Origin of the sequence: Rhodoferax potami (assembly GCF_032193805.1) — a bacterium.
GTDB lineage: Bacteria > Pseudomonadota > Gammaproteobacteria > Burkholderiales > Burkholderiaceae_C > Allorhodoferax > Allorhodoferax potami_A.
Genome location: NZ_JAVBIK010000001.1, coordinates 1,848,277 through 1,868,312 on the forward strand (window position 1 = coordinate 1,848,277; position 20,036 = coordinate 1,868,312).

The window sequence follows — 20,036 nt, forward strand, 5'->3', positions numbered from 1 at the left end:
CGTGGATTGCTAGCATGCATCTCATGACTTGACCAAACGGTCAGTTTTTTAAGGAGTTGCCAGCGTGTCCACCCCCTCTTCTTCTCCCGCCGACGTTCGTGCAGGCCGCCTCGCCACCGAGGAATACGCCAAACGCTTTGCCGACGCCACCCCGCGCTTTACGGCGTCGCAAGCCTTGCTGGAAGCCGAGCGCTGCCTGTATTGCTATGACGCCCCTTGCGCCACTGCCTGCCCCACCAGCATTGATGTGCCGTCGTTCATCAAGCGCATTGCCGATGGCAACCTGCGCGGGTCGGCCCAGACCATTCTGGACAGCAACCCCTTGGGCGGCATGTGCGCCCGCGTCTGCCCCACCGAGAATCTGTGCGAAGCCGTCTGCGTGCGCAACACCCAGGAAGACCGGCCTGTGGCCATCGGCCGCCTGCAGCGCCACGCTGTAGATGCGCTGATGGAAAGCGCCAAGCCCCAGGTCTTTACACGCGCTCCCTCCACCGGCAAAAAGGTGGCTGTGGTGGGCGCAGGGCCTGCAGGCTTGGCCTGTGCCTACACCCTGGCCCGCCAAGGCCATGACGTCGTGGTGTTTGACGCCAAGCCCAAAGCCGGTGGCTTGAACGAATACGGCTTGGCCAGCTACAAAACCCCGGACGACTTTGCCCAGCGCGAAGTCCAGTGGCTGCTGGATATTGGCGGCATCACCATCCAGAACAACTGGAAGCTGGACACCGCGGCGCAACTCGAAGCCCTGCGCAAAGACTATGCGGCCGTGTTCCTCGGCATGGGCCTGTCCACCACCCAGCAACTAGGCGTGCCGGGCGACAGCTTGAGCGGCGTGCAGGATGCGGTGGACTTCATCGCCACCTTGCGCCAGACAGAAGACCTCTCCACCTTGCCGGTAGGCCGCCGTGTGGTGGTCATCGGTGGCGGCATGACTGCGGTGGACGCCGCGGTGCAAAGCAAGCTGCTGGGCGCCGAAGAGGTGCACATCGTTTACCGCCGCGGACAGGAGAGCATGTCCGCATCCACCGCCGAGCAGGAATGGGCCCAGACCAACGGCGTCACCATCCACCACTGGCTGGCTCCGGTCGAAGTGATCGGCGAAGCAGGCCATGCCACCGGCGTGACCTTCGCTCGCCAAGCCATGGTCAACGGAAAGCTGAGCGCTACCGGTGGCACCACCACCCTGGCGGCCGACATGGTGCTCAAGGCCATCGGCCAGAAGCTGGGCAACCCGGTGCTGGCCGAGAGCGGCCTGACCCTGAAGGACGGCCGCATCGCCACCGATGAAGCCGGCACCACCAACTTGAAGGGCGTGTGGGCCGGCGGCGACTGCCGTGCCGGCGGACTGGACCTGACGGTCGAAGCCGTGGAGCACGGCAAGCAATCCGCCCACGCCATTCACGCCTTCATCACCGCCTAACGGGCGCCACGCATTCCGGAGAAACACCATGGCCAATTTAGAAACCACCTTTGCCGGCGTCAAAAGCCCCAACCCCTTCTGGCTCGCCTCTGCACCGCCTACCGACAAGGCCTACAACGTCAACCGCGCCTTCGAGGCGGGCTGGGGCGGCGTCGTCTGGAAGACCCTAGGCGAAGCCGGCCCACCGGTTGTCAACGTGAACGGCCCACGCTACGGCGCGTTGCTGTCCGCTGACCGCCGGCTCAACGGCTTTAACAACATTGAACTGATTACCGACCGCGATCTGGAGCTGAACCTGCGGGAAATCACCGAAGTGAAGCGCAACTGGCAGGAACGCGCCATGATCGTCTCACTCATGGTGCCCTGCCAGGAAGAAAGCTGGAAGGCCATCCTGCCCCGCGTGGAAGACACCGGCGCCGACGCCATTGAGCTCAACTTCGGTTGCCCGCATGGCATGAGCGAACGCGGCATGGGCGCGGCGGTCGGCCAAGTGCCCGAGTACATCCAGATGGTCACCGAGTGGTGCAAGCAGTACAGCAAGCTGCCCGTCATCGTAAAGCTGACTCCCAACATCACCGACATCCGCAACCCCGCGCGTGCAGCCAAGCGTGGTGGCGCCGACGCGGTGAGCCTGATCAACACCATCAACTCCATCATGGGCGTGGACCCCTACACCCTGACCATGTCGCCGAGCACCGGTGGCAAGGGCAGCCACGGGGGCTATTGCGGCCCGGCCGTGAAGCCGATTGCACTGAACATGGTGGCCGAGATCGCCCGTGACCCCGAAACCGCCGGCCTGCCCATCAGCGGTATTGGCGGCATCGGCACCTGGCGCGACGCGCTGGACTTTATTGCCCTGGGCTCCGGTACGGTGCAGGTGTGTACCGCGGCCATGGTGTACGGCTTCAAGATCGTGCAAGAGATGGAAAGCGGTCTGTCGAACTACATGGACGAAATGGGCTTCAAGAGCGTGGGCGAAATCGTGGGCAAAGCGGTGCCTACGGTGTCGGACTGGCGCTACCTGAACCTAAACCACGTGAGCAAGGCTGTCATCAACCAAGACAGCTGTATTCAGTGCGGCCGCTGCCATATTGCCTGCGAAGACACCAGCCACCAAGCCATTACCTTCGAGAAAGACGGCAAGCGCCACTTTGAGGTGAAGGAAGACGAATGCGTGGGCTGCAACCTGTGCGTGACGGTGTGCCCGGTGCCGGACACCATCAGCATGCGCGATCTGGCGGTTGGTGAGATGGACCTGCGCACCGGCAAACCGGTGAGTGGCGTGCACGCCGACTGGACCACCCACCCCAACAACCCCATGCGGGTAGGTGCCTGAACGGACTTGTAAGGGCGGCACTCAGGCATGAAAATCGCTTTTCCCGCCCTGTTTCATTGCGCGACCAGCTATTAATTTAGGAGCAACTATGAGCACTCTGTTTATCCGTGGCGGCACTGTCGTCAATGCCGACCGTGAGTTCAAAGCGGACGTCATCACCCAGGACGGCAAGATCATTGCAGTGGGCGAGAACCTGAGCGCCCCTGCGGGCGCCACGGTGGTGGACGCGGGCGGCCAGTATGTGATGCCCGGTGGCATCGACCCGCACACCCACATGCAGCTGCCTTTCATGGGCACGGTGACCATGGACGACTTTTTCACCGGCACCGCAGCCGGTCTGGCAGGGGGCAACACCACCATCATCGACTTTGTGATTCCAGACCCGCAAGAAAACATTCTGGACGCCTACAAGAAGTGGCGCGGCTGGGCCGAGAAATCAGCGTCTGATTACTCCTTCCACGTCGCCATCACCTGGTGGAGCGAGCAGGTGCGCAAAGACATGGGCACGCTGGTCAATGACGAGGGCGTCAACAGCTTCAAGCACTTCATGGCCTACAAAAACGCCATCATGTGCGACGACGAAACGCTGGTGAACAGCTTCAAGCGTTCCTTGGAACTGGGCGCCATGCCCACCGTGCACGCCGAAAACGGCGAACTGGTCTACCTGCTGCAAAAAACCGTCTCCGAGATGGGCATCAAAGGGCCTGAAGGCCACCCGCTCTCGCGCCCGCCCATGGTGGAGGCTGAAGCCGCCAACCGTGCGATTGCGATTGCCGATGTGCTGAATGTGCCCATCTACGTGGTGCACGTGAGCTGTGTAGAAGCGGCCGAGGCCATTGCCCGCGCCCGCGCCCGCGGCCAGCGCGTGTATGGCGAAGTGCTGGCTGGCCATCTGGTGCTGGACGACAGCGTCTACCGCCACCCCGACTTTGCGACCGCCGCTGCCCACGTGATGAGCCCGCCCTTCCGCGCAGCAGGCAATAGCGAATTCTTGTGGCGCGGCCTGCAAAGCGGCAACCTGCACACCACCGCCACTGACCATTGCACCTTCTGCGCTGCGCAAAAGGCAGCCGGCAAAGACGACTTCACCAAGATCCCCAACGGCTGCGGCGGCGTGGAAGAGCGCTTGGCTGTGATCTGGGACGAAGGCGTGAACACCGGGCGCCTGACTCCGAGCGAGTTCGTGGCGGTCACGTCTGCCAACACGGCCAAGCTGTTCAACATCTACCCGCAAAAGGGCAGCGTGAGCGTGGGAGCCGATGCCGACCTGGTGGTCTGGGACCCGGCAGGCACCAAGACCTTGTCGGTCAAGACGCAGTTCAGCAAGGGCGACTTCAACATTTTCGAAGGTCGTACCGTCAAAGGCATTCCAAGCCACACCGTGAGCCAGGGTGAGCTGGTCTATGTGCAAGGCGACTTGCGCGCCGTGCAGGGCAAGGGCCGCTACATCAAGCGGGCGCCTTTCAGCTCCAACTTCGCCGCCAGCAAACTGCGCGCAGACACCTTGGCCCCCACCGCCGTCAAGCGCTAAAGGAAGCACCATGACTACCGACACCCACATCGACACCGTGCTCGACCTCTCCCGCATCCGCATCAACGGCAAACGCTTGTGGGCCTCGCTGATGGAGCTGGCGCAAATTGGCGCCACGCCAAAAGGTGGCGTGTGCCGCCTGACCTTGACCGACCTCGACAAGCAAGGCCGCGACCTCGTGACCCGCTGGGCGGTGGAGGCGGGCATGACCGTCACCATCGACAAGATCGGCAACGGCTTCATGCGCCGTCCCGGGCGCAACAACAGCCTGCCCCCCATCATGACCGGCAGCCACATCGACACCCAGCCCACCGGCGGCAAGTTTGATGGCAACTACGGCGTATTGGCGGGCATCGAAGTCGTGCGCACCCTGAACGACCTGGGCATCGAAACCGAAGCACCGATCGAGGTGGCCTTTTGGACCAACGAAGAAGGCTCGCGCTTTGTGCCGGTGATGATGGGCTCAGGCGTGTTCGCCAAGGCTTTCACGCTGGAACATGCGTACGCTGCCACCGACACCGAAGGTAAAACCGTCAAGGGGGAGCTGGAGCGCATCGGCTACATCGGCGACCAGGAGCCGGGCGACCACCCGATTGGCGCGTATTTTGAAACGCACATCGAACAAGGCCCGGTACTGGAAGACAACGACGTGACCATCGGCGTGGTCAGCGGCGTGCTGGGCATCCGCTGGTTTGACTGCACCGTCACCGGCATGGAAGCCCACGCCGGCCCCACGCCCATGGCGCTGCGCAAAGACGCGATGCTGGCCGCCACCCGCATCATGCAAGACGTGGTGGCAGCCGCCCACCGCCACCCGCCGCATGGCCGCGGCACCGTGGGCATGGTGCAGGTGTTCCCCAACAGCCGCAACGTGATTCCGGGCCGGGTGAAGTTCAGCATCGACCTGCGCAACAGCACCGATGCGCTGGTTGACCAGATGGCCGACGAGGTGAAAGCCTTTGCCGCCAAAGTGGCGCAAGAGCATGGCGTGGACGTGAAGATTGAAATGGTGTCCAGCTACTCGGCGATTGCTTTTCACGACGACTGCGTGGACGCTGTGGGCCGTGCCGCCAAAAACCTGGGCTACAGCCACATGCCCGCCGTGTCAGGTGCCGGGCACGACGCGGTCTACATGGCCAAACTGGCGCCCAGCGGCATGATCTTCATCCCTTGCAAAGACGGCATCAGCCACAACGAGATTGAAGACGCGAAGCCGGAACACATCACCGCGGGCTGCAATGTGCTGCTGCATGCGATGCTGGAGCGGGCGAAAGTGGTGTAGCGCACAAGCGTGAAACACCCGCAAACGAGGGCTAATTTTGAGGCAAATCGGCCTCTAGCCCAAGTATAGACTGCGCATATTGCTCTTAAATCAGGAGCAAATTCGGTTCTTTATGGGCCTTGCCGATCCGCTGCAGAGTAGCTCGGCTCGACAGGCTGGGGCCTAGAATCGATCAATCGGTGCAGAGGCGCCTTTTTGCCATCCAGATTGACCCCAGCCCATGCCGCCCACCCAGTTCACCTACGAACCACCCGCCAGTAAGCCCAGCCACGTCGTCAAAGAAGAGCAGATCGAACTCGGCTTCATCGGCAAGCTGCAGGGCCTGAAATACGAATACCGCCCAGACATTCGCGACCGCGCGGCACTAGAACGCAACTTCCGCGAGAAGTTTGAGGCGCTGAACCGCGTCAAGCTGTCTGATGGCGAATTTGCTCGCCTGCTTGACGAAGTCGTCTCCCCCGACGTGTTCACCGCCGCCCGTATGCTGCGCGAGCGCAATGCCTTCGTGCGGGAAGACGGCACGCCGCTGAACTACACCCTAGTCAACATCAAAGACTGGTGCAAAAACACCTTTGAGGTGGTAAACCAACTGCGCATCAACACCGACTACAGCCACCACCGGTACGACGTGCTCATCCTCATCAACGGCGTGCCTTGCGTGCAGATCGAGTTAAAGACGTTGGGCATCCACCCCCGCCGCGCCATGGAGCAGATCGTTGACTACAAAAACGACCCCGGCAACGGCTACACCAAGACGCTGCTGTGCTTCCTGCAGCTCTTCATCGTCAGCAACCGCACCAGCACCTATTACTTCGCCAACAACAACGCGCGGCATTTCAGCTTCAATGCCGACGAGCGCTTTTTGCCCATCTATCAGTTTGCGGACGAAGCCAATAACAAGATCGCCCAGCTCGACGACTTTGCCGACAAATTCCTCGCCAAATGCACCCTGGGCGAAACCATCAGCCGCTACATGGTGCTGGTGGCCAGCGAGCAAAAGCTCTTGATGATGCGGCCCTACCAGGTGTATGCAGTCAAACAAATCGTGGACTGCATTCGCCAGAACAGTGGCAACGGCTACATCTGGCACACCACCGGCAGCGGCAAAACGCTCACGTCCTTCAAAGCCTCCACGCTGCTCAAAGACAACCCCGAGGTGGAGAAATGCCTCTTTGTGGTGGACCGCAAAGACCTAGACCGCCAAACCCGAGAAGAATTCAACCGCTTCCAGGAAGGCTGTGTGGAGGAAAACACCAACACCGCCACGCTAGTGCGCCGCCTGCTGTCTGACGACTACGCCGACAAGGTCATCGTCACCACCATCCAGAAGCTGGGCTTGGCGCTGGACGAAAAAAGCAAACGCAACAAACAACAAAAGAAAGACGGCAGGACCACCTACAAGGAGCAGCTTGCACCGCTGGCCGACAAGCGCGTGGTCTTCATCTTTGACGAATGCCACCGCTCCCAGTTTGGCGCTAACCATGACGCCATAAAAGAGTTCTTCCCCAAAGCCCAGCTCTTCGGTTTTACCGGCACACCCATTTTTGAAGCCAATGCCACGGCCAAACAATACGAGGGTGACGAAGGCCAATTCCGCACCACGGAAGACCTGTTCCAAAAGCAGCTGCACGCCTACACCATCACCCATGCCATTGAAGACGCCAACGTACTGCGCTTCCATGTGGACTACTTCAAGCCCGAAGGTAAAAACTCACCCAAGCCGGGCGAGGCCTTGGCCAAGAAGGCGGTCATCGAAGCCATACTGGCCAAGCACGACACCGCCACCGCAGGCCGCCGCTTCAATGCCGTGCTGGCCACCGCCAGCATCAACGAAGCCATTGAGTACCACCGCTTGTTTGATGAACTGCAAAAGGCTAAGCATGAGACCGACCCCAGCTTTGTGCCCCTGAACATCGCCTGCGTGTTCTCGCCCCCGGCGGAGGGCGATGCTGATGTGAAGCAAATTCAGGAAGACCTGCCCCAAGAAAAGCTGGACAACCAGCAAGACCCCGAAGGCAAGAAAGCTGCGCTCAAAGCCATCCTCGCCAGCTACAACGCCCGCTACGGCACCAACCACACCATCAATGAGTTCGACCTGTACTACCAAGACGTACAAAAGCGCATCAAAGACCAGCAGTGGCCCAATGCAGACTACCCGGCTGCCAAGAAGATCGACATCACCATCGTGGTGGACATGCTGCTCACCGGCTTTGACAGCAAATTCCTCAACACTTTGTATGTGGACAAAAACCTCAAGCACCACGGCTTGATACAGGCCTTCTCGCGCACCAACCGCGTGCTCAACGGCAGCAAACCCTACGGCAACGTGCTGGACTTTCGCCAACAGCAAACCAATGTGGACACCGCTATTGCCCTGTTCTCGGGCGAGAAAAAGGGCGAACAGGCTCGCGAAATCTGGCTGGTGGACAAGGCCCCGGTGGTCATCCAAAAGCTGGACGCTGCCGTCACCAAGCTGGCCGACTTCCTGCAAAGCCAGGGCCTGGCCTGCACGCCCGAGGCCGTGCACAGCCTTAAGGGCGACGAAGCCCGCGCTGCCTTCATCAAAAACTTCAAGGAAGTGCAGCGCCTCAAAACTCAGCTAGACCAATACACCGACCTCACCGACGATAACGCGGTAGCCATCGAACACATCCTGCCCGCAGAAAACCTGCAAGGATTTCGCGGTGCCTACCTGGAAACCGCCCAGCGCCTCAAGGCACAACAGGCCCAGCCAGACCAAGGCAGTATGGGTGCTGGTGTCGAGGTGGACCAGCTCGACTTTGAGTTTGTGCTCTTTGCCAGCGCGGTGATCGACTACGACTACATCATGGGCCTCATGTCACGTTACACGCAGGGCACGGGTAAACAGAAGATGACCAAGGATGAGCTGATCGGCTTGATCCTGGCCGATGCGAAGTTCATGAACGAGCGCGACGACATTGCCGCCTATATCAACACCCTGAAGGCAGGCGAAGGCCTGAGCGAGACCGCCATCCGCGAGGGCTACACCAGGTTTAAGAAAGAGAAAGACAGCGCCGAACTGACCGACATTGCCACCCGCCACCAGTTGACCCCCGCCGCCCTGCAAATCTTTGTAGACGGTATCTTGCAGCGCATGATTTTTGATGGCGAGGCGCTGAGCGACCTGATGACCCCGCTGGACTTGGGCTGGAAGGCCCGCGCCCAGGCAGAAACGGCGCTCATGAAAGAGCTGGTGCCGTTGCTGACCAAGCGTGCGCAGGATCGCGAAATTTCTGGGTTGAGCGCGTATGAGCAATAGGGACAAGGCAGCGCTAGTACCGAAGCTGCGGTTTCCGGAGTTTCGTGGGGCGTTGGATTGGAAAGAAACGCGACTAGGCCAACTCGGCGAGCTGGTTTCAGGTCTAACTTACAGCCCGGATGACGTGAGAGAAACTGGACTCTTGGTTTTGCGATCATCCAATGTTCAAAATGGCAAGATCGCTCTCGATGATTGTGTCTACGTAGACCCTGCCACAAAGGGTGCCAACCTATCCCAGGCTAACGACATTTTGATATGCGTTCGAAACGGCTCGGTTGCATTGATAGGAAAAAATGCGCTTATCCCGGAGGGAATGCCGCTATGTACTCATGGCGCGTTTATGACGGTGTTTCGGTCTAAATCGGCCAAATTTGTATTTCAACTTTTTCAATCCGATAAATACCAAAAACAAGTTGCGGGCGATCTTGGTGCCACGATTAACTCGATAAATGGTGGGCAGTTGGTCAAGTACACGTTTGCTGTTCCACAACCGTCGGAACAACAAAAAATCGCCGATTGCCTGAGTTCCTTGGACGAACTGATCGCCGCGCAAGCCCGCAAAGTGGACGCGCTCAAGACCCATAAGAAAGGGCTGATACAGCAACTTTTCCCCCGTGAAGGCGAAACCCAACCGCGTCTGCGGTTTCCTGAGTTTCGGGATACGGGGGAATGGGAGTGGGTTGAACTGGGGGAAAAGGTTGATTTTCTATCCGGCTATCCTTTCGATGGCCCTGATATTTCCCAAGACAGCAGCGGAATCCCCTTGCTTCGCGGCATCAACGTGACGGAAGGCAGAATTCGCCACAACTCTGAGATCGACAGGTATTACATCGGATCGACGGAAGGACTCGAAAAGTACAGACTTCAAGTCAACGATTTGGTAATCGGAATGGACGGGTCGAAGGTAGGTAAGAATTCGGCGTTGGTTTCAGAAACTGATGTGGGTGCTTTGCTTATCCAGCGAGTCGCCCGTTTGAGAGCGAATAAGGTACCGCTAATTCAATTCATTTTTCAGAGAGTGCATTCGCCCTCCTTCCACGCCTATGTGGACCGCATCAATACTAGTTCGGGCATTCCACACATCAGTGCGAAGCAGATCAAAGAGTTCCGCATTTGTTTCCCGTCGGACGAAGAACAACAACGTATCGCCGACTGCCTCACCTCCCTCGACGCCCTTATCACAGCCGCCATCCAAGAGCTCGACACCCTCAAGACCCACAAGAAGGGTTTGATGCAGCAGCTTTTCCCTTCGGCGGAGGCAGCTGAGGCATGAGCAACTTGATTCTTTACACCACCGACGACGACAGGAGCCAGATGCCCGGCTGGGTTAGGTAGAAAAGGACAACCAATGAAAATAGATCAGATCGAAGTTTCGGGCTTCAAAAGTGTGGCCGACCTTCAACTGCTGGGCTTAGAGCCGTTCAGTGTGTTTGCTGGCCCTAACGGCTCTGGCAAAAGCAATTTGATGGATGCGTTGTCCTTCGTCAGTGCTGTCGTTGAGTCCGGGGCGGTCAAGGCTTTGCGCCAGTTTCGTGGCTTTCCGCAGGTTCACAGTTACAAGCTTCGAAAGCGCAATGCACGGACCTTTGGTTTCAGCATCCGTGCAACTTTGGATGGGCGAGCCCTGGCCTATACCCTCAAAGTGCACGACATGGATACGTCCCCCGTGCTGGATGAGTCTCTGGTGGTGAACGGGAAGAAGCTTTTGGAACGAAAGAAAGGGAGTGACCCCGTCATTTCCTCATTCGATAGTGATAAGTCCATCACCATTGAAAAATTGCCACCGGACATGTCGGGGCTGCTGTTCACCCAGGGTGAATTTCCGCTCTACGACTACTTGACCAATGTGGAGGTTTTTCGCTTTGACCCCTTGGGTGCGAAAGAGCCTGATGGCTCCAGCGCTGATACCACCGCATTGCACCCTAACGGGCATAACGTGGCGACGATGCTTGCTTCTCTTGAGAAGGATGAGAATTTCCGCACGCAGGTGATGGAATGGATGAATCTTTTGGTGCCGGGCATGGAGCACGTTCGCGCTGAGCCTGACCGCCTGAGCGGCGGTACGGTGATCAAGTTCAAGGAAGAGGGCACGAAGGCGCACTTTCCTGCGAATCTGATTTCGGATGGAACTATCTACGCGCTGTGCATCATGACGGCGGTGCTCAGCCGCGCTAAACGGCATGGCATCACGTTGATAGAAGAGCCCGAGCGAGGGCTACACCCCAAAGGTATTGAGGCGTTGGTGGACTTGATGCGCCAAAACGCAAGCATTGAGCACCCGGTTTTTGTGACAACGCATAGCGAGTCGTTGGTTCGCGCATCGACGGTGAGTGAGTTGTGGCTGGTTAACAAGTTGGAGGGTAAAACTGTTGCCAAGAATGCAGCTCAAAGTAGTGCTGCATTGGATGGCCTGAATCTGGACACGGCATGGCTCATGAACATGTTTGATGGGGGGCTGCCATGGTGAAAGTGGGGTTCATTGTGGAAGGGGATTCCGAAAAGGTTCTGATCGAGTCCGCCGGATTTAGAAAATGGGCAGGCGATCAGGGTCTCGAAATTTGTAGCCCCGTGATCAACGCCAAAGGCGGTGGAAACCTACTCCCGCACCATATCAAACCCATGTTGGCGCAATTTGCTCGTAGTCAACCTGAGCACATAGTGATATTGACGGATCTGGAGGATGCAGCAGATGTGGAAGCAGTCAAAGCCCGCATCACAACAGAGCACACAAACTTGATTTTTATTGCGGTCAAAGCGCTTGAGGCATGGTTTTTGGCTGATACCGATGCCATGCGCCGTTGGCTAAATGTGCCGGATTTTTTTGAACCCACACCAGAGCAAACTCTTGAAATGCCTTGGGAGCGGTTGAAGGAAGTGGCCAAGGCACACAACTCCAGGGGGCCTGGCAGCAACAAGGTCATTTTTGCGAAAAAGATGTGCAGCTCGGCGCTGCGATACGAACTTGAGCGGGCAGCCGCTCATCCAGCATGCCCCAGCGCCAAAGCTTTCAGGGATGGACTGGTCGAATTGGGTGGAAATAACTCCCCCTTGCAAGGATGAGCGACCTGATTCTTTACACCACCGACGACGGCAAGAGCCAGATTCAACTGCGGGCCGACCTAGGCACTGTGTGGCTGACCCAGTTAGAAATGGCAGAGCTGTTTGACGCCACCAAGCAGAACATCTCCCTGCATCTCAAGAACATCATTGAAGATGGCGAATTGGATGCAAATTCAGTTGTCAAGGAATCCTTGACAACTGCCTCCGACACAAAGAAGTACCGCACCCAGCTCTACAACCTCGACGCCATCTTGGCCGTGGGCTACCGGGTGCGCTCGCCGCGCGGGGTGCAGTTCCGTCGCTGGGCATCCACGGTGCTCAAGGAGTACCTGGTCAAGGGCTTTGTAATGGACGACGAGCGGCTCAAGAACCCGGATGGCCGCCCGGACTACTTTGATGAGATGCTGGCGCGCATCCGGGACATACGAGCCTCGGAAAAGCGCTTCTACCAAAAGGTGCTCGACCTGTTTGCGCTCTCTAGCGACTACGACAAGTCCGATGAGACTACACAGACATTTCTTGCCACGGTGCAAAACCTGCTGCTCTATGCCGTGACGCAAAAGACAGCAGCGGAGCTGATTGTGAGCCGTGCCAACCCTGCAGACGCCCACTTTGGCCTGCTGAGCTGGAAGGGCGCCCAGGTGCGCAAGCAAGACATCGTGGTGGCCAAGAACTACCTGACTGAGGACGAAGTGGACACGCTGAACCGGCTGGTGGTCATCTTCCTGGAGACGGCAGAGCTGCGCGCCAAGCGGCAAGCTATCACCAGCATGAGTTTTTGGCGCGAGAACGTAGGCCAGATTGTTGTGTCCAACGGCTTTCCGCTGTTGAGTGGCGCCGGATCGGTCAGCCACGCCCGCATGGAGCAAAAGCTGGAGCCGCTGTATCTGGACTTTGACCAGCGCCGCAAGGCTGAGGAAGCCCGTGCTGCTGATGCGCAGGATGAGGCTGAGTTGAAGGCGCTGGAAAACACCCTCAAGAACCGTCCAAAACAATAACGAATACAAACAGCGCCTGTGGAGGAAACACTATGGATGAACACCTAAAAGCCTTGCAAACCAGCCTGGAAGCTGGCGCCCAACGCGCAGATGCAGAGGGCATCGAATTTTGGTTTGCCCGAGATTTGCAAACGCCCTTGGGCTATGCCCGTTGGGAGAACTTTCAAACCGCCATCCAGCGTGCCATGCAATCGTGCGAAGCCTCTGGACATGGGGTTTTGGATCATTTTCGTGGCGTCACGAAAATGATCGCCCTTGGAAAAGGCGGTGAAAGGGAAATTGATGATTTCATGCTTACCCGCTATGCCTGCTACCTGATTGCCCAAAACGGCGACTCACGCAAACAGGAAATTGCCTTTGCACAAACCTACTTTGCCGTACAAACCCGCAAGCAAGAGCTGATTGAAGACCGCATGCGCCTGCAAGCGCGCATGGAAGCTCGTGACAGGCTCAAGGAGTCAGAGAAAGCGCTATCGCAAAACATTTACGAACGTGGCGTGGATGATGCCGGTTTTGGTCGTATCCGCTCGCGTGGTGACCAAGCGCTGTTTGGCGGCCACACCACGCTGGCGATGAAAAACAAATACGGCATTGTGGCCAGCCGACCACTGGCTGATTTTTTGCCAACGCTGACGATTGCGGCCAAAAACCTGGCTACCGAAATGACCAACCACAATGTGCAGCAAGACAACTTGCGTGGTGAACCAGCCATCACGCATGAACATGTAAAAAACAACGAGAGCGTACGCGACATGCTGGGGCAGCGAGGTATTCAGCCGGAAAAACTCGCGGCTGAAGAAGACCTGAAGAAGCTGGAGCGCAGGGTCAAAACAGAAGACAAGAAATTGGCAGAGCGCACCAAAACGCTTCCACCGCCGCAGAACGGCAATCAATAAACCATGACAGAACAAAACCAAAAACAACTGGGCAACACCCTTTGGGCTATTGCCGATCAACTGCGCGGGGCCATGGATGCGGATGATTTCCGTGACTACATGTTGTCGTTCCTTTTCCTGCGTTACCTGTCTGACAACTACGAGGCAGCGGCCAAGAAGGAGCTAGGCAGTGACTACCCGCAGGTGGAAAAGAAAGACGACAGCAGTGCGCGCCCCGTACCGCTGGCGCTGTGGTACGCCAACAACCCGGCAGATGTGACGGCGTTTGAAAAGCAAATGCGCCGCAAGGTGCACTACGTGGTCCAGCCCCAGCACTTGTGGAGCAGCATTGCCAATATGGCTCGCACCCAAAGTGATGAGCTACTCAACACGCTGCAAGCAGGCTTTAAGTACATCGAGACTGAATCATTTGAAAGCACCTTCCAGGGCTTGTTTTCTGAAATTGACCTAGGTTCGTCCAAGCTTGGCAAGGGCTACCCAGAGCGCAATGCCAAGCTGTGCGTCATCATCAAAAAGATCGCTGATGGGCTGGCAGAGTTCTCTGACAAGCTGGATACCTTGGGTGATGCGTATGAGTACCTGATTGGCCAGTTTGCCGCTGGCTCGGGCAAGAAGGCGGGCGAGTTTTATACGCCGCAGCAAATCTCCGACATTCTTTCCACCATAGTCACGCTAGATAGCCAAGAGCCCCGCACAGGTGTGAAACAACGGCTGGAAAACGTGATGGACTTTGCGTGCGGCTCAGGCTCGCTGCTGCTGAACGTGCGCAAAAAGACCAAGGAAGCTGGCGGCACCATCGGCAGGATTTACGGGCAAGAGAAGAACATCACCACCTACAACCTAGCGCGCATGAACATGCTGCTACACGGGGTGAAGGACACGGAGTTTGAAATCTTCCACGGTGACACGCTCACCAACGACTGGGACATCCTTCGAGAGCTAAACCCAGCCAAAAAGCCGTCGTTTGACGCCATCGTGGCCAACCCGCCATTTAGCTACCGCTGGGAGCCGACCGAAGCCATGGGCGACGACGTACGCTTCAAAAGCCATGGCTTGGCACCCAAGTCGGCGGCGGACTTTGCCTTTTTGCTGCACGGCTTTCACTTCCTCAAAGACGAGGGCGTGATGGCCATCATCCTGCCCCACGGCGTGTTGTTCCGTGGCGGAGCAGAAGAGCGCATCCGCACCAAGCTGCTGAAGGACGGCCACATCGACACGGTGATTGGTCTACCGTCTAACCTGTTTTATTCCACAGGCATTCCGGTATGCATCTTGGTGCTGAAGAAGTGCAAGAAGCCGGACGACGTGCTGTTCATCAATGCAGCAGCGGACTTTGACAAGGGCAAGCGCCAGAACCAATTGTCAAACGCGCATATTGCCAAGATCATCAAGACCTACCAATTCCGCGAGGAAGAAGCACGCTACTCACGCCGCGTCGGGATGGCCGAGATTGAGAAGAATGAGTTCAACTTGAACATCTCGCGTTACATCAGCACCGCAGTGGGCGAGGCGGAGATTGACCTGGAGGTAACCCACCGCGAGCTGGTGGAGATTGAGAAGGCCATCGCTGCAGCTAAGGACAAGCACAACGGCTTTTTAGAAGAACTCGGACTAAAACTGCTTCCGTAGCAGGGAAAACAAGCTCTAACCCACATATAGACTGCGCATATTGCTCCTAAATCAGGAGCAATATACGTACTGAATGTGCCTCAAGCGGCCGGCGCCTTGAAGGCAAACGCAAAGAACGCCGCGCCACCCAGACACACAAACGCGGCCACATAGTTCCAAGCGAACTTCTCTTTCAATACCAGTACCGCAAAGCCGACGAAGACGGTGAGTGTCACCACCTCTTGCAAAATCTTGAGCTGAAAGCCGGAGAACTCGCCGTAGCCCAATCGGTTGGCCGGCACCGCCAGGCAGTACTCAAAAAAGGCTATACCCCAAGAGACAAGAATCACCCGCCACAGCGGCCAGTCGTGACCGAACTTGAGGTGGCCGTACCAGGCAAACGTCATGAAGATATTGGACGCAACGAGGAGAAGAAAAGTACTCATGCGGCATTGTCTCTGAGGCATAGCAAGCACCCCCGCGCAGACATGTTTTGCGGTTCACGAATATCATGGAATCCATACTCCCCCCATCACCCCGGAACCCCACATGACCGACTCCTCCCCCTACGTGCCGCCCAAGGTTTGGACCTGGGACAAAGACAATGGCGGCGCGTTCGCCAACATCAATCGGCCCATTGCCGGCCCCACGCATGACAAAGAATTGCCGGTGGGCAAGCACCCGCTGCAGCTGTACTCGCTGGGCACCCCCAATGGCGTGAAAGTGACCATCCTGCTCGAAGAGCTGCTGGCGCTGGGCCACACCGGTGCCGAGTACGACGCGTGGTTGATCAACATCCGCGACGGCGACCAGTTCGGCTCCGGCTTTGTGGACGTGAACCCCAACTCCAAGATTCCGGCCTTGCTGGACCGCAGCGGGGCTGAGCCTTTGCGCGTGTTTGAGTCGGGCTCCATCCTGCTGTACCTGGCTGAAAAGTTCGGCGCCTTTGTGCCCAAAGACATTGCGGGCCGCACCGAAACCCTGAACTGGCTCTTCTGGCAGATGGGCAGTGCGCCCTACCTGGGCGGCGGCTTCGGGCACTTTTACGCCTACGCGCCCACCAAGATTGAATACGCGATTGACCGCTTTGCCATGGAAGTGAAGCGCGAGCTCGACGTGCTGGACCGGCGCCTGGCCGACAACGAATACCTGGCGGGCAGCGAGTACACCATTGCCGACATGGCGGTCTTCCCCTGGTACGGCGGGCTGGTCAAAGGCTGGGCCTATGGCGCTGCCGAATTCTTGAGCGTGCACGAATACCAACACGTGCAACGCTGGGCAGACCAGCTCTACGCCCGCCCGGCCGTCAAGCGCGGCCGCATGGTGAACAAGGTGACCGGCGAACCGTCTGAACAAGTGCGCGAGCGCCACAGCGCCAGCGACTTCGACGGCAAGACCTTGGCCTGAAGCCACTGGGGGTGCGCACTTTGGTGTTGAGTTTGCAGATAGGGCGGTGGAGTTTGGCCGGTTCATGAGCCGCCCTACCTGCCCCCACTGTTTACGCCCGCAAGCCACCTGCCTGTGCCATTTGGCTGTGCCCACAGCGAGTGCTTGCGAGCTGCTGATCTTGCAGCACCCGCTGGAAGTGCACCACGCCAAAAACAGCGCGCGCCTGCTGCACCTGAGCGTGCCGGGCAGCCGCTTGGTGGTGGGCGAGGCGTTTGACGAGGTCGCACTGCAGGCCCTGCTGCCCGGGCCGCGCACCACGGTGCTGCTGTACCCGCCCACCGCGTATGAGGGGCATGCGGCACCCGCTCTGCTGGAGCCCGCGCAACTGCAGCACCCCGAGACGCTGCGCTTGGTGGTGCTGGACGCCACCTGGCGCAAGAGCCGCAAGATGCTGCACTTGAGCCCGGGCCTGCAGCGCCTACCCCGCCTCGCCTTGGACGAGGTGCCGGCTGGCCGCTACGCGATCCGCAAGGCGCATGCGCCGGACCAGCTCTCTACCCTGGAGGCCACCTGCGCGGCGTTGGCGCAGCTGGAGCGCAAGGCCGAACACTGGCAACCTCTGCTAGCCGCCTTTGATGCATTCGTGGCCGGGCAGTTGGTTTATAAACAAAAATAGCTGCTAGCGCTCATGGAATGTGCGCTAGCAGCTATTAAATTTGTAGCGTTTAACCCTTGCGGACGAACTTGAAAATCAAAATCCAGAAGACAAGAATCAAAGACGCCACCGGGAACTGCAACTCGGTGGGCATGAAGTAAATCACCATCACCCCGGGTATCCAGACGCACCACATGGCAATCAGCACCGGCAGGTACTGGTGGGCCAGAAAGTCGGCAGAGAACAAATGGCGCAGCGTCTTGCGGGAGAAGCCGCCCTCGCGCCAGGCGAACAGCGCAACGATCACAAAATTGGACACCGGCGAATACACAAACTGGTCAAACAGCATCTTCTTGACCAGCGTGAGCGCATCGCTCTGCTCGCCAAACAGATGCACCTGCACGCCGTACAGCACATCCACCGTGAGGCCGATGCTGCCGAACACCAGCGCGGCGTAGAGCACGTCGCGGGTGGTCTTGCGGGTCCAGGTCTGGCGGCCCAGTGCCACGCTCAAGCCCTCGGGTACCAGCACCGCAAACACCACGTAAGACACGAATGCAAACGCAAGGCCCCACGCCTCTTTCACATCGCCCCAGCGGGCCAGGCCCTGCTGGAAGGCGGGCACGGTGGCGTAGGCCAGCAGCAGCACAGCCAGGCCGCACCACAGCAGCACGCCGGGCAGCGCGTTGGCGCGGATAGCCGCGCGGACTTGTTGCAGGGCAGAGGGTGACTGCAGGGTCGTCATGCGGCGGCAGCGTCCGCCAGCGCCAACTCAGCCATCTTCACCGCGCCTTCAAAGCTGCGAGCTCCACCGATAAACAGGTTCAGGTGGCAAAACACGCTGTCAACCACGCCGTTCACTGCGGCCAACTCGCCATCGCGCAGGCCGGCCCAGCTGGCAGGCAAGTCCATGCGGGCGGTGAACGAGCCGGCTTCGACCGGCACGGTTTTAATCTGGTACTGGTCGCCATCGGAGTCGGGGTAAATCACGAACATCACCTCGGGCATTTCATTCAACACCACATGCGTCCAAGGCATGCCGCCCTCTTGCAGGTGCAGCACCCGGCCGCCCAGCAGGCGCGGCGCCTGGCGCACCGTGTCCATGGCGCGCAGCTGGGCCACCTTTTTGCTGATGGCGTGGTCCAGAAACTTGCGGGTAATCGCAATCGCTTCGCGGAAGCGGGTTTCCAGCAGCTGGGCCTTGGCCGCATGATCCAAGCCCTTTTCTTCGAGCCAATGGGTGTTGAGCTGGGCAATCAGGCTGGAGAGGCCGAAGATGCCGGGCGACACGTCGCCCTGGCCGGTGTCTACGATGTCGAGGTACTGCACCAGCGAGTGGTCGATGGAGCGCACGATCTGCTCGATCGCTGCCGCATCCAGCGCGTGGCCCTGAGCTGTGCACCAGGCCTGCACATAGGCGGTGCCGTACTGGGACCACACCAAGCCCGCGCTGGCATAGCCCACGCCGGGTACGGGGTTGCCATCCACCAGTTGGACCGGGCGGGCGCCATCGAATCCGCGTTGGTGGTGGTCGAAGCGGCCTTTGGCGGCATCCCACACGCCCCCCACATCGACCGCGAAATCAGCCGCGTCGATCAGCTCTTGTTTACGGGTGCGAACCAAGCGGTGCGAGGGAAACACCCCCATCAAAATGCCCACGCCGAATACGTCGTCGGCATGGAAGGTGCCACTGTGGGTGGCGATTACGGTGGTGGAGGTTTCAGTCATCCGCCGATTTTAGGGACTTACCCTGATCGGCGTTGCAGCCAGCCCAAGCCCTCGCGGGTGGCGCCCGGCACCACGCCACGCCGGGGGCGGTATTCGCAGCCCACCCAGCCGTCCCAGCCACACGCGGCCGACACTTCGTCGATCACGTCCAGCAGATACGGGTAATTCAACTCCCCCACGTCGGGCTCGTGACGGCCGGGCACACCGGCAATCTGAAAGTGACCAACGCGCCCGGTGGGCAAGTATTCGCGGATCTTGGTGGCGACATCGCCTTCCATGATCTGGCAGTGGTACAGGTCGAACTGCACTTGCAGGTTGGGCGCCCCCACCGCTTGCACGATGGCGTGGGCCTGGGCCTGTGTTTGCAACAGGTAACCCGGAAAGTCGCGGGTGTTGATCGGCTCCACCAGCACCGCACGGCCCGCCGATGCCGCCTGCGCGCCGGCCCATTGCAAGTTGCGCAGGTAGGTCTCGTGGCAGGCGGCGGGGTCTGCACCGGGCGGCAACACGCCGGCGAGCACGTGAATGCGGGGGCAATCGAGGGCATGGGCATATTCCAGCGCGCGGGCGAAACCGGCTTGGAACTCGGCCTCCCGCCCGGGCAGCGCGGCAATGCCGCGTTCACCGGCATCCCAATCACCGGGCGGTGCATTGAGTAGCACCTGTTGCAGGCCATGGGTTTGCAAGCGCGCCGCCAGCTCTTTGACGGCAAAGGCGTATGGAAACAAGAACTCCACCCCCGTGAAGCCGTCGGCCGCAGCAGCGGCAAATCGGTCCAGAAAGGGGTGCTCGTTGTAGAGCAGCGAAAGGTTGGCGGCAAAGCGGGGCATAGCCGTGAAAGTGTACCGGCCGACTT

17 protein-coding genes are annotated in these 20,036 nt (G+C 59.0%); 13 read left to right on the top strand and 4 right to left on the bottom strand.

Going from position 1 to position 20,036, the window contains the following annotated elements:
* Nucleotides 1-64 precede the first annotated feature (64 nt).
* The 11 genes from RAE19_RS08820 to RAE19_RS08870 all read left to right on the top strand — a co-directional run bounded on the left by RAE19_RS08820 (nt 65) and on the right by RAE19_RS08870 (nt 15,429).
* Nucleotides 65-1,417 (top strand): NAD(P)-dependent oxidoreductase, encoded by a 1,353-nt coding sequence (locus RAE19_RS08820; protein ID WP_313874523.1) that lies wholly within the window; start codon nt 65-67, stop codon nt 1,415-1,417.
* A 28-nt stretch (nt 1,418-1,445) separates the two neighbouring features.
* Nucleotides 1,446-2,753, top strand: a complete 1,308-nt coding sequence (gene preA / locus RAE19_RS08825; RefSeq protein ID WP_313874524.1) for an NAD-dependent dihydropyrimidine dehydrogenase subunit PreA — start codon at nt 1,446-1,448, stop codon at nt 2,751-2,753.
* An 88-nt stretch (nt 2,754-2,841) separates the two neighbouring features.
* A complete protein-coding gene (hydA, locus tag RAE19_RS08830) occupies nt 2,842-4,284 on the top strand; it encodes a dihydropyrimidinase (protein WP_313874525.1) in 1,443 nt (480 codons plus the stop codon).
* A 10-nt stretch (nt 4,285-4,294) separates the two neighbouring features.
* Nucleotides 4,295-5,566 carry a Zn-dependent hydrolase gene (locus tag RAE19_RS08835; protein WP_313874526.1) on the top strand — a complete coding sequence of 424 codons (1,272 nt, stop codon included), beginning with the start codon at nt 4,295-4,297 and terminating at the stop codon, nt 5,564-5,566.
* A 220-nt stretch (nt 5,567-5,786) separates the two neighbouring features.
* Nucleotides 5,787-8,846, top strand: a complete 3,060-nt coding sequence (locus RAE19_RS08840) for a type I restriction endonuclease subunit R (RefSeq protein WP_313874527.1) — start codon at nt 5,787-5,789, stop codon at nt 8,844-8,846.
* Nucleotides 8,836-10,119, top strand: coding sequence for a restriction endonuclease subunit S (locus tag RAE19_RS08845; protein WP_313874528.1), 1,284 nt, complete (start codon nt 8,836-8,838; stop codon nt 10,117-10,119). Before RAE19_RS08840 ends, RAE19_RS08845 begins: the two co-directional genes overlap by 11 nt.
* 75 nt (nt 10,120-10,194) lie before the next feature.
* Nucleotides 10,195-11,313 carry an AAA family ATPase gene (locus RAE19_RS08850; protein WP_313874529.1) on the top strand — a complete coding sequence of 373 codons (1,119 nt, stop codon included), beginning with the start codon at nt 10,195-10,197 and terminating at the stop codon, nt 11,311-11,313.
* Nucleotides 11,307-11,906, top strand: coding sequence for a DUF4276 family protein (locus RAE19_RS08855; RefSeq protein ID WP_313874530.1), 600 nt, complete (start codon nt 11,307-11,309; stop codon nt 11,904-11,906). Before RAE19_RS08850 ends, RAE19_RS08855 begins: the two co-directional genes overlap by 7 nt.
* Complete coding sequence (locus RAE19_RS08860) at nt 11,903-12,904, top strand: virulence RhuM family protein (RefSeq protein ID WP_313874531.1); 1,002 nt, start codon at nt 11,903-11,905, stop codon at nt 12,902-12,904. The genes RAE19_RS08855 and RAE19_RS08860 overlap by 4 nt, the downstream gene beginning before the upstream one ends.
* A 32-nt stretch (nt 12,905-12,936) precedes the next feature.
* Nucleotides 12,937-13,800: a DNA damage-inducible protein D gene (gene dinD, locus RAE19_RS08865; RefSeq protein WP_313874532.1), complete on the top strand. Its 864-nt coding sequence runs from the start codon at nt 12,937-12,939 to the stop codon at nt 13,798-13,800.
* A 3-nt stretch (nt 13,801-13,803) separates the two neighbouring features.
* Nucleotides 13,804-15,429 (top strand): type I restriction-modification system subunit M, encoded by a 1,626-nt coding sequence (locus RAE19_RS08870; RefSeq protein WP_313874533.1) that lies wholly within the window; start codon nt 13,804-13,806, stop codon nt 15,427-15,429.
* A gap of 80 nt (nt 15,430-15,509) precedes the next feature.
* Here RAE19_RS08870 and RAE19_RS08875 read toward each other — a convergent pair whose 3' ends face one another.
* Entirely contained in the window at nt 15,510-15,854 is a 345-nt protein-coding gene (locus tag RAE19_RS08875; RefSeq protein WP_313874534.1) for a DMT family protein, read from the bottom strand.
* Between the two features lie 103 nt (nt 15,855-15,957).
* Between RAE19_RS08875 and yghU the strand changes: the two genes are divergently transcribed.
* Together yghU and RAE19_RS08885 are read left to right on the top strand one after the other, a co-directional pair.
* Nucleotides 15,958-16,815 (top strand): glutathione-dependent disulfide-bond oxidoreductase, encoded by an 858-nt coding sequence (yghU, locus tag RAE19_RS08880; protein WP_313874535.1) that lies wholly within the window; start codon nt 15,958-15,960, stop codon nt 16,813-16,815.
* Between the two features lie 64 nt (nt 16,816-16,879).
* Complete coding sequence (locus tag RAE19_RS08885; protein WP_313874536.1) at nt 16,880-17,473, top strand: tRNA-uridine aminocarboxypropyltransferase; 594 nt, start codon at nt 16,880-16,882, stop codon at nt 17,471-17,473.
* Nucleotides 17,474-17,522: 49 nt separating this feature from the next.
* Here the strand turns inward: RAE19_RS08885 and RAE19_RS08890 are convergent, their stop codons facing one another.
* Genes RAE19_RS08890 through otnI form a run of 3 tightly spaced genes read right to left on the bottom strand, consistent with a single transcriptional unit; the run spans nt 17,523 to nt 20,010 of the window.
* Nucleotides 17,523-18,197 (bottom strand): Mpv17/PMP22 family protein, encoded by a 675-nt coding sequence (locus RAE19_RS08890; protein ID WP_313874537.1) that lies wholly within the window; start codon nt 18,195-18,197, stop codon nt 17,523-17,525.
* On the bottom strand, nt 18,194-19,180 hold the full coding sequence (locus RAE19_RS08895) for an MYG1 family protein (protein WP_313874538.1): 987 nt from the start codon (nt 19,178-19,180) through the stop codon (nt 18,194-18,196). Before RAE19_RS08895 ends, RAE19_RS08890 begins: the two co-directional genes overlap by 4 nt.
* A gap of 17 nt (nt 19,181-19,197) precedes the next feature.
* Nucleotides 19,198-20,010 (bottom strand): 2-oxo-tetronate isomerase, encoded by an 813-nt coding sequence (gene otnI, locus RAE19_RS08900; RefSeq protein WP_313874539.1) that lies wholly within the window; start codon nt 20,008-20,010, stop codon nt 19,198-19,200.
* Between the last annotated feature and the right edge of the window lie 26 nt (nt 20,011-20,036).

Excerpts from the sequence above, each read along its gene's own strand:
- preA (WP_313874524.1), top strand. The coding sequence starts at position 1,446 with ATGGCCAATTTAGAAACCACCTTTGCCGGCGTCAAAAGCCCCAACCCC.
- hydA (WP_313874525.1), top strand. The coding sequence starts at position 2,842 with ATGAGCACTCTGTTTATCCGTGGCGGCACTGTCGTCAATGCCGACCGT.
- RAE19_RS08835 (WP_313874526.1), top strand. The coding sequence starts at position 4,295 with ATGACTACCGACACCCACATCGACACCGTGCTCGACCTCTCCCGCATC.
- RAE19_RS08840 (WP_313874527.1), top strand. The coding sequence starts at position 5,787 with ATGCCGCCCACCCAGTTCACCTACGAACCACCCGCCAGTAAGCCCAGC.
- RAE19_RS08845 (WP_313874528.1), top strand. The coding sequence starts at position 8,836 with ATGAGCAATAGGGACAAGGCAGCGCTAGTACCGAAGCTGCGGTTTCCG.
- RAE19_RS08850 (WP_313874529.1), top strand. The coding sequence starts at position 10,195 with ATGAAAATAGATCAGATCGAAGTTTCGGGCTTCAAAAGTGTGGCCGAC.
- RAE19_RS08855 (WP_313874530.1), top strand. The coding sequence starts at position 11,307 with ATGGTGAAAGTGGGGTTCATTGTGGAAGGGGATTCCGAAAAGGTTCTG.
- RAE19_RS08860 (WP_313874531.1), top strand. The coding sequence starts at position 11,903 with ATGAGCGACCTGATTCTTTACACCACCGACGACGGCAAGAGCCAGATT.
- dinD (WP_313874532.1), top strand. The coding sequence starts at position 12,937 with ATGGATGAACACCTAAAAGCCTTGCAAACCAGCCTGGAAGCTGGCGCC.
- RAE19_RS08870 (WP_313874533.1), top strand. The coding sequence starts at position 13,804 with ATGACAGAACAAAACCAAAAACAACTGGGCAACACCCTTTGGGCTATT.
- RAE19_RS08875 (WP_313874534.1), bottom strand. The coding sequence starts at position 15,854 with ATGAGTACTTTTCTTCTCCTCGTTGCGTCCAATATCTTCATGACGTTT.
- yghU (WP_313874535.1), top strand. The coding sequence starts at position 15,958 with ATGACCGACTCCTCCCCCTACGTGCCGCCCAAGGTTTGGACCTGGGAC.
- RAE19_RS08885 (WP_313874536.1), top strand. The coding sequence starts at position 16,880 with ATGAGCCGCCCTACCTGCCCCCACTGTTTACGCCCGCAAGCCACCTGC.
- RAE19_RS08890 (WP_313874537.1), bottom strand. The coding sequence starts at position 18,197 with ATGACGACCCTGCAGTCACCCTCTGCCCTGCAACAAGTCCGCGCGGCT.
- RAE19_RS08895 (WP_313874538.1), bottom strand. The coding sequence starts at position 19,180 with ATGACTGAAACCTCCACCACCGTAATCGCCACCCACAGTGGCACCTTC.
- otnI (WP_313874539.1), bottom strand. The coding sequence starts at position 20,010 with ATGCCCCGCTTTGCCGCCAACCTTTCGCTGCTCTACAACGAGCACCCC.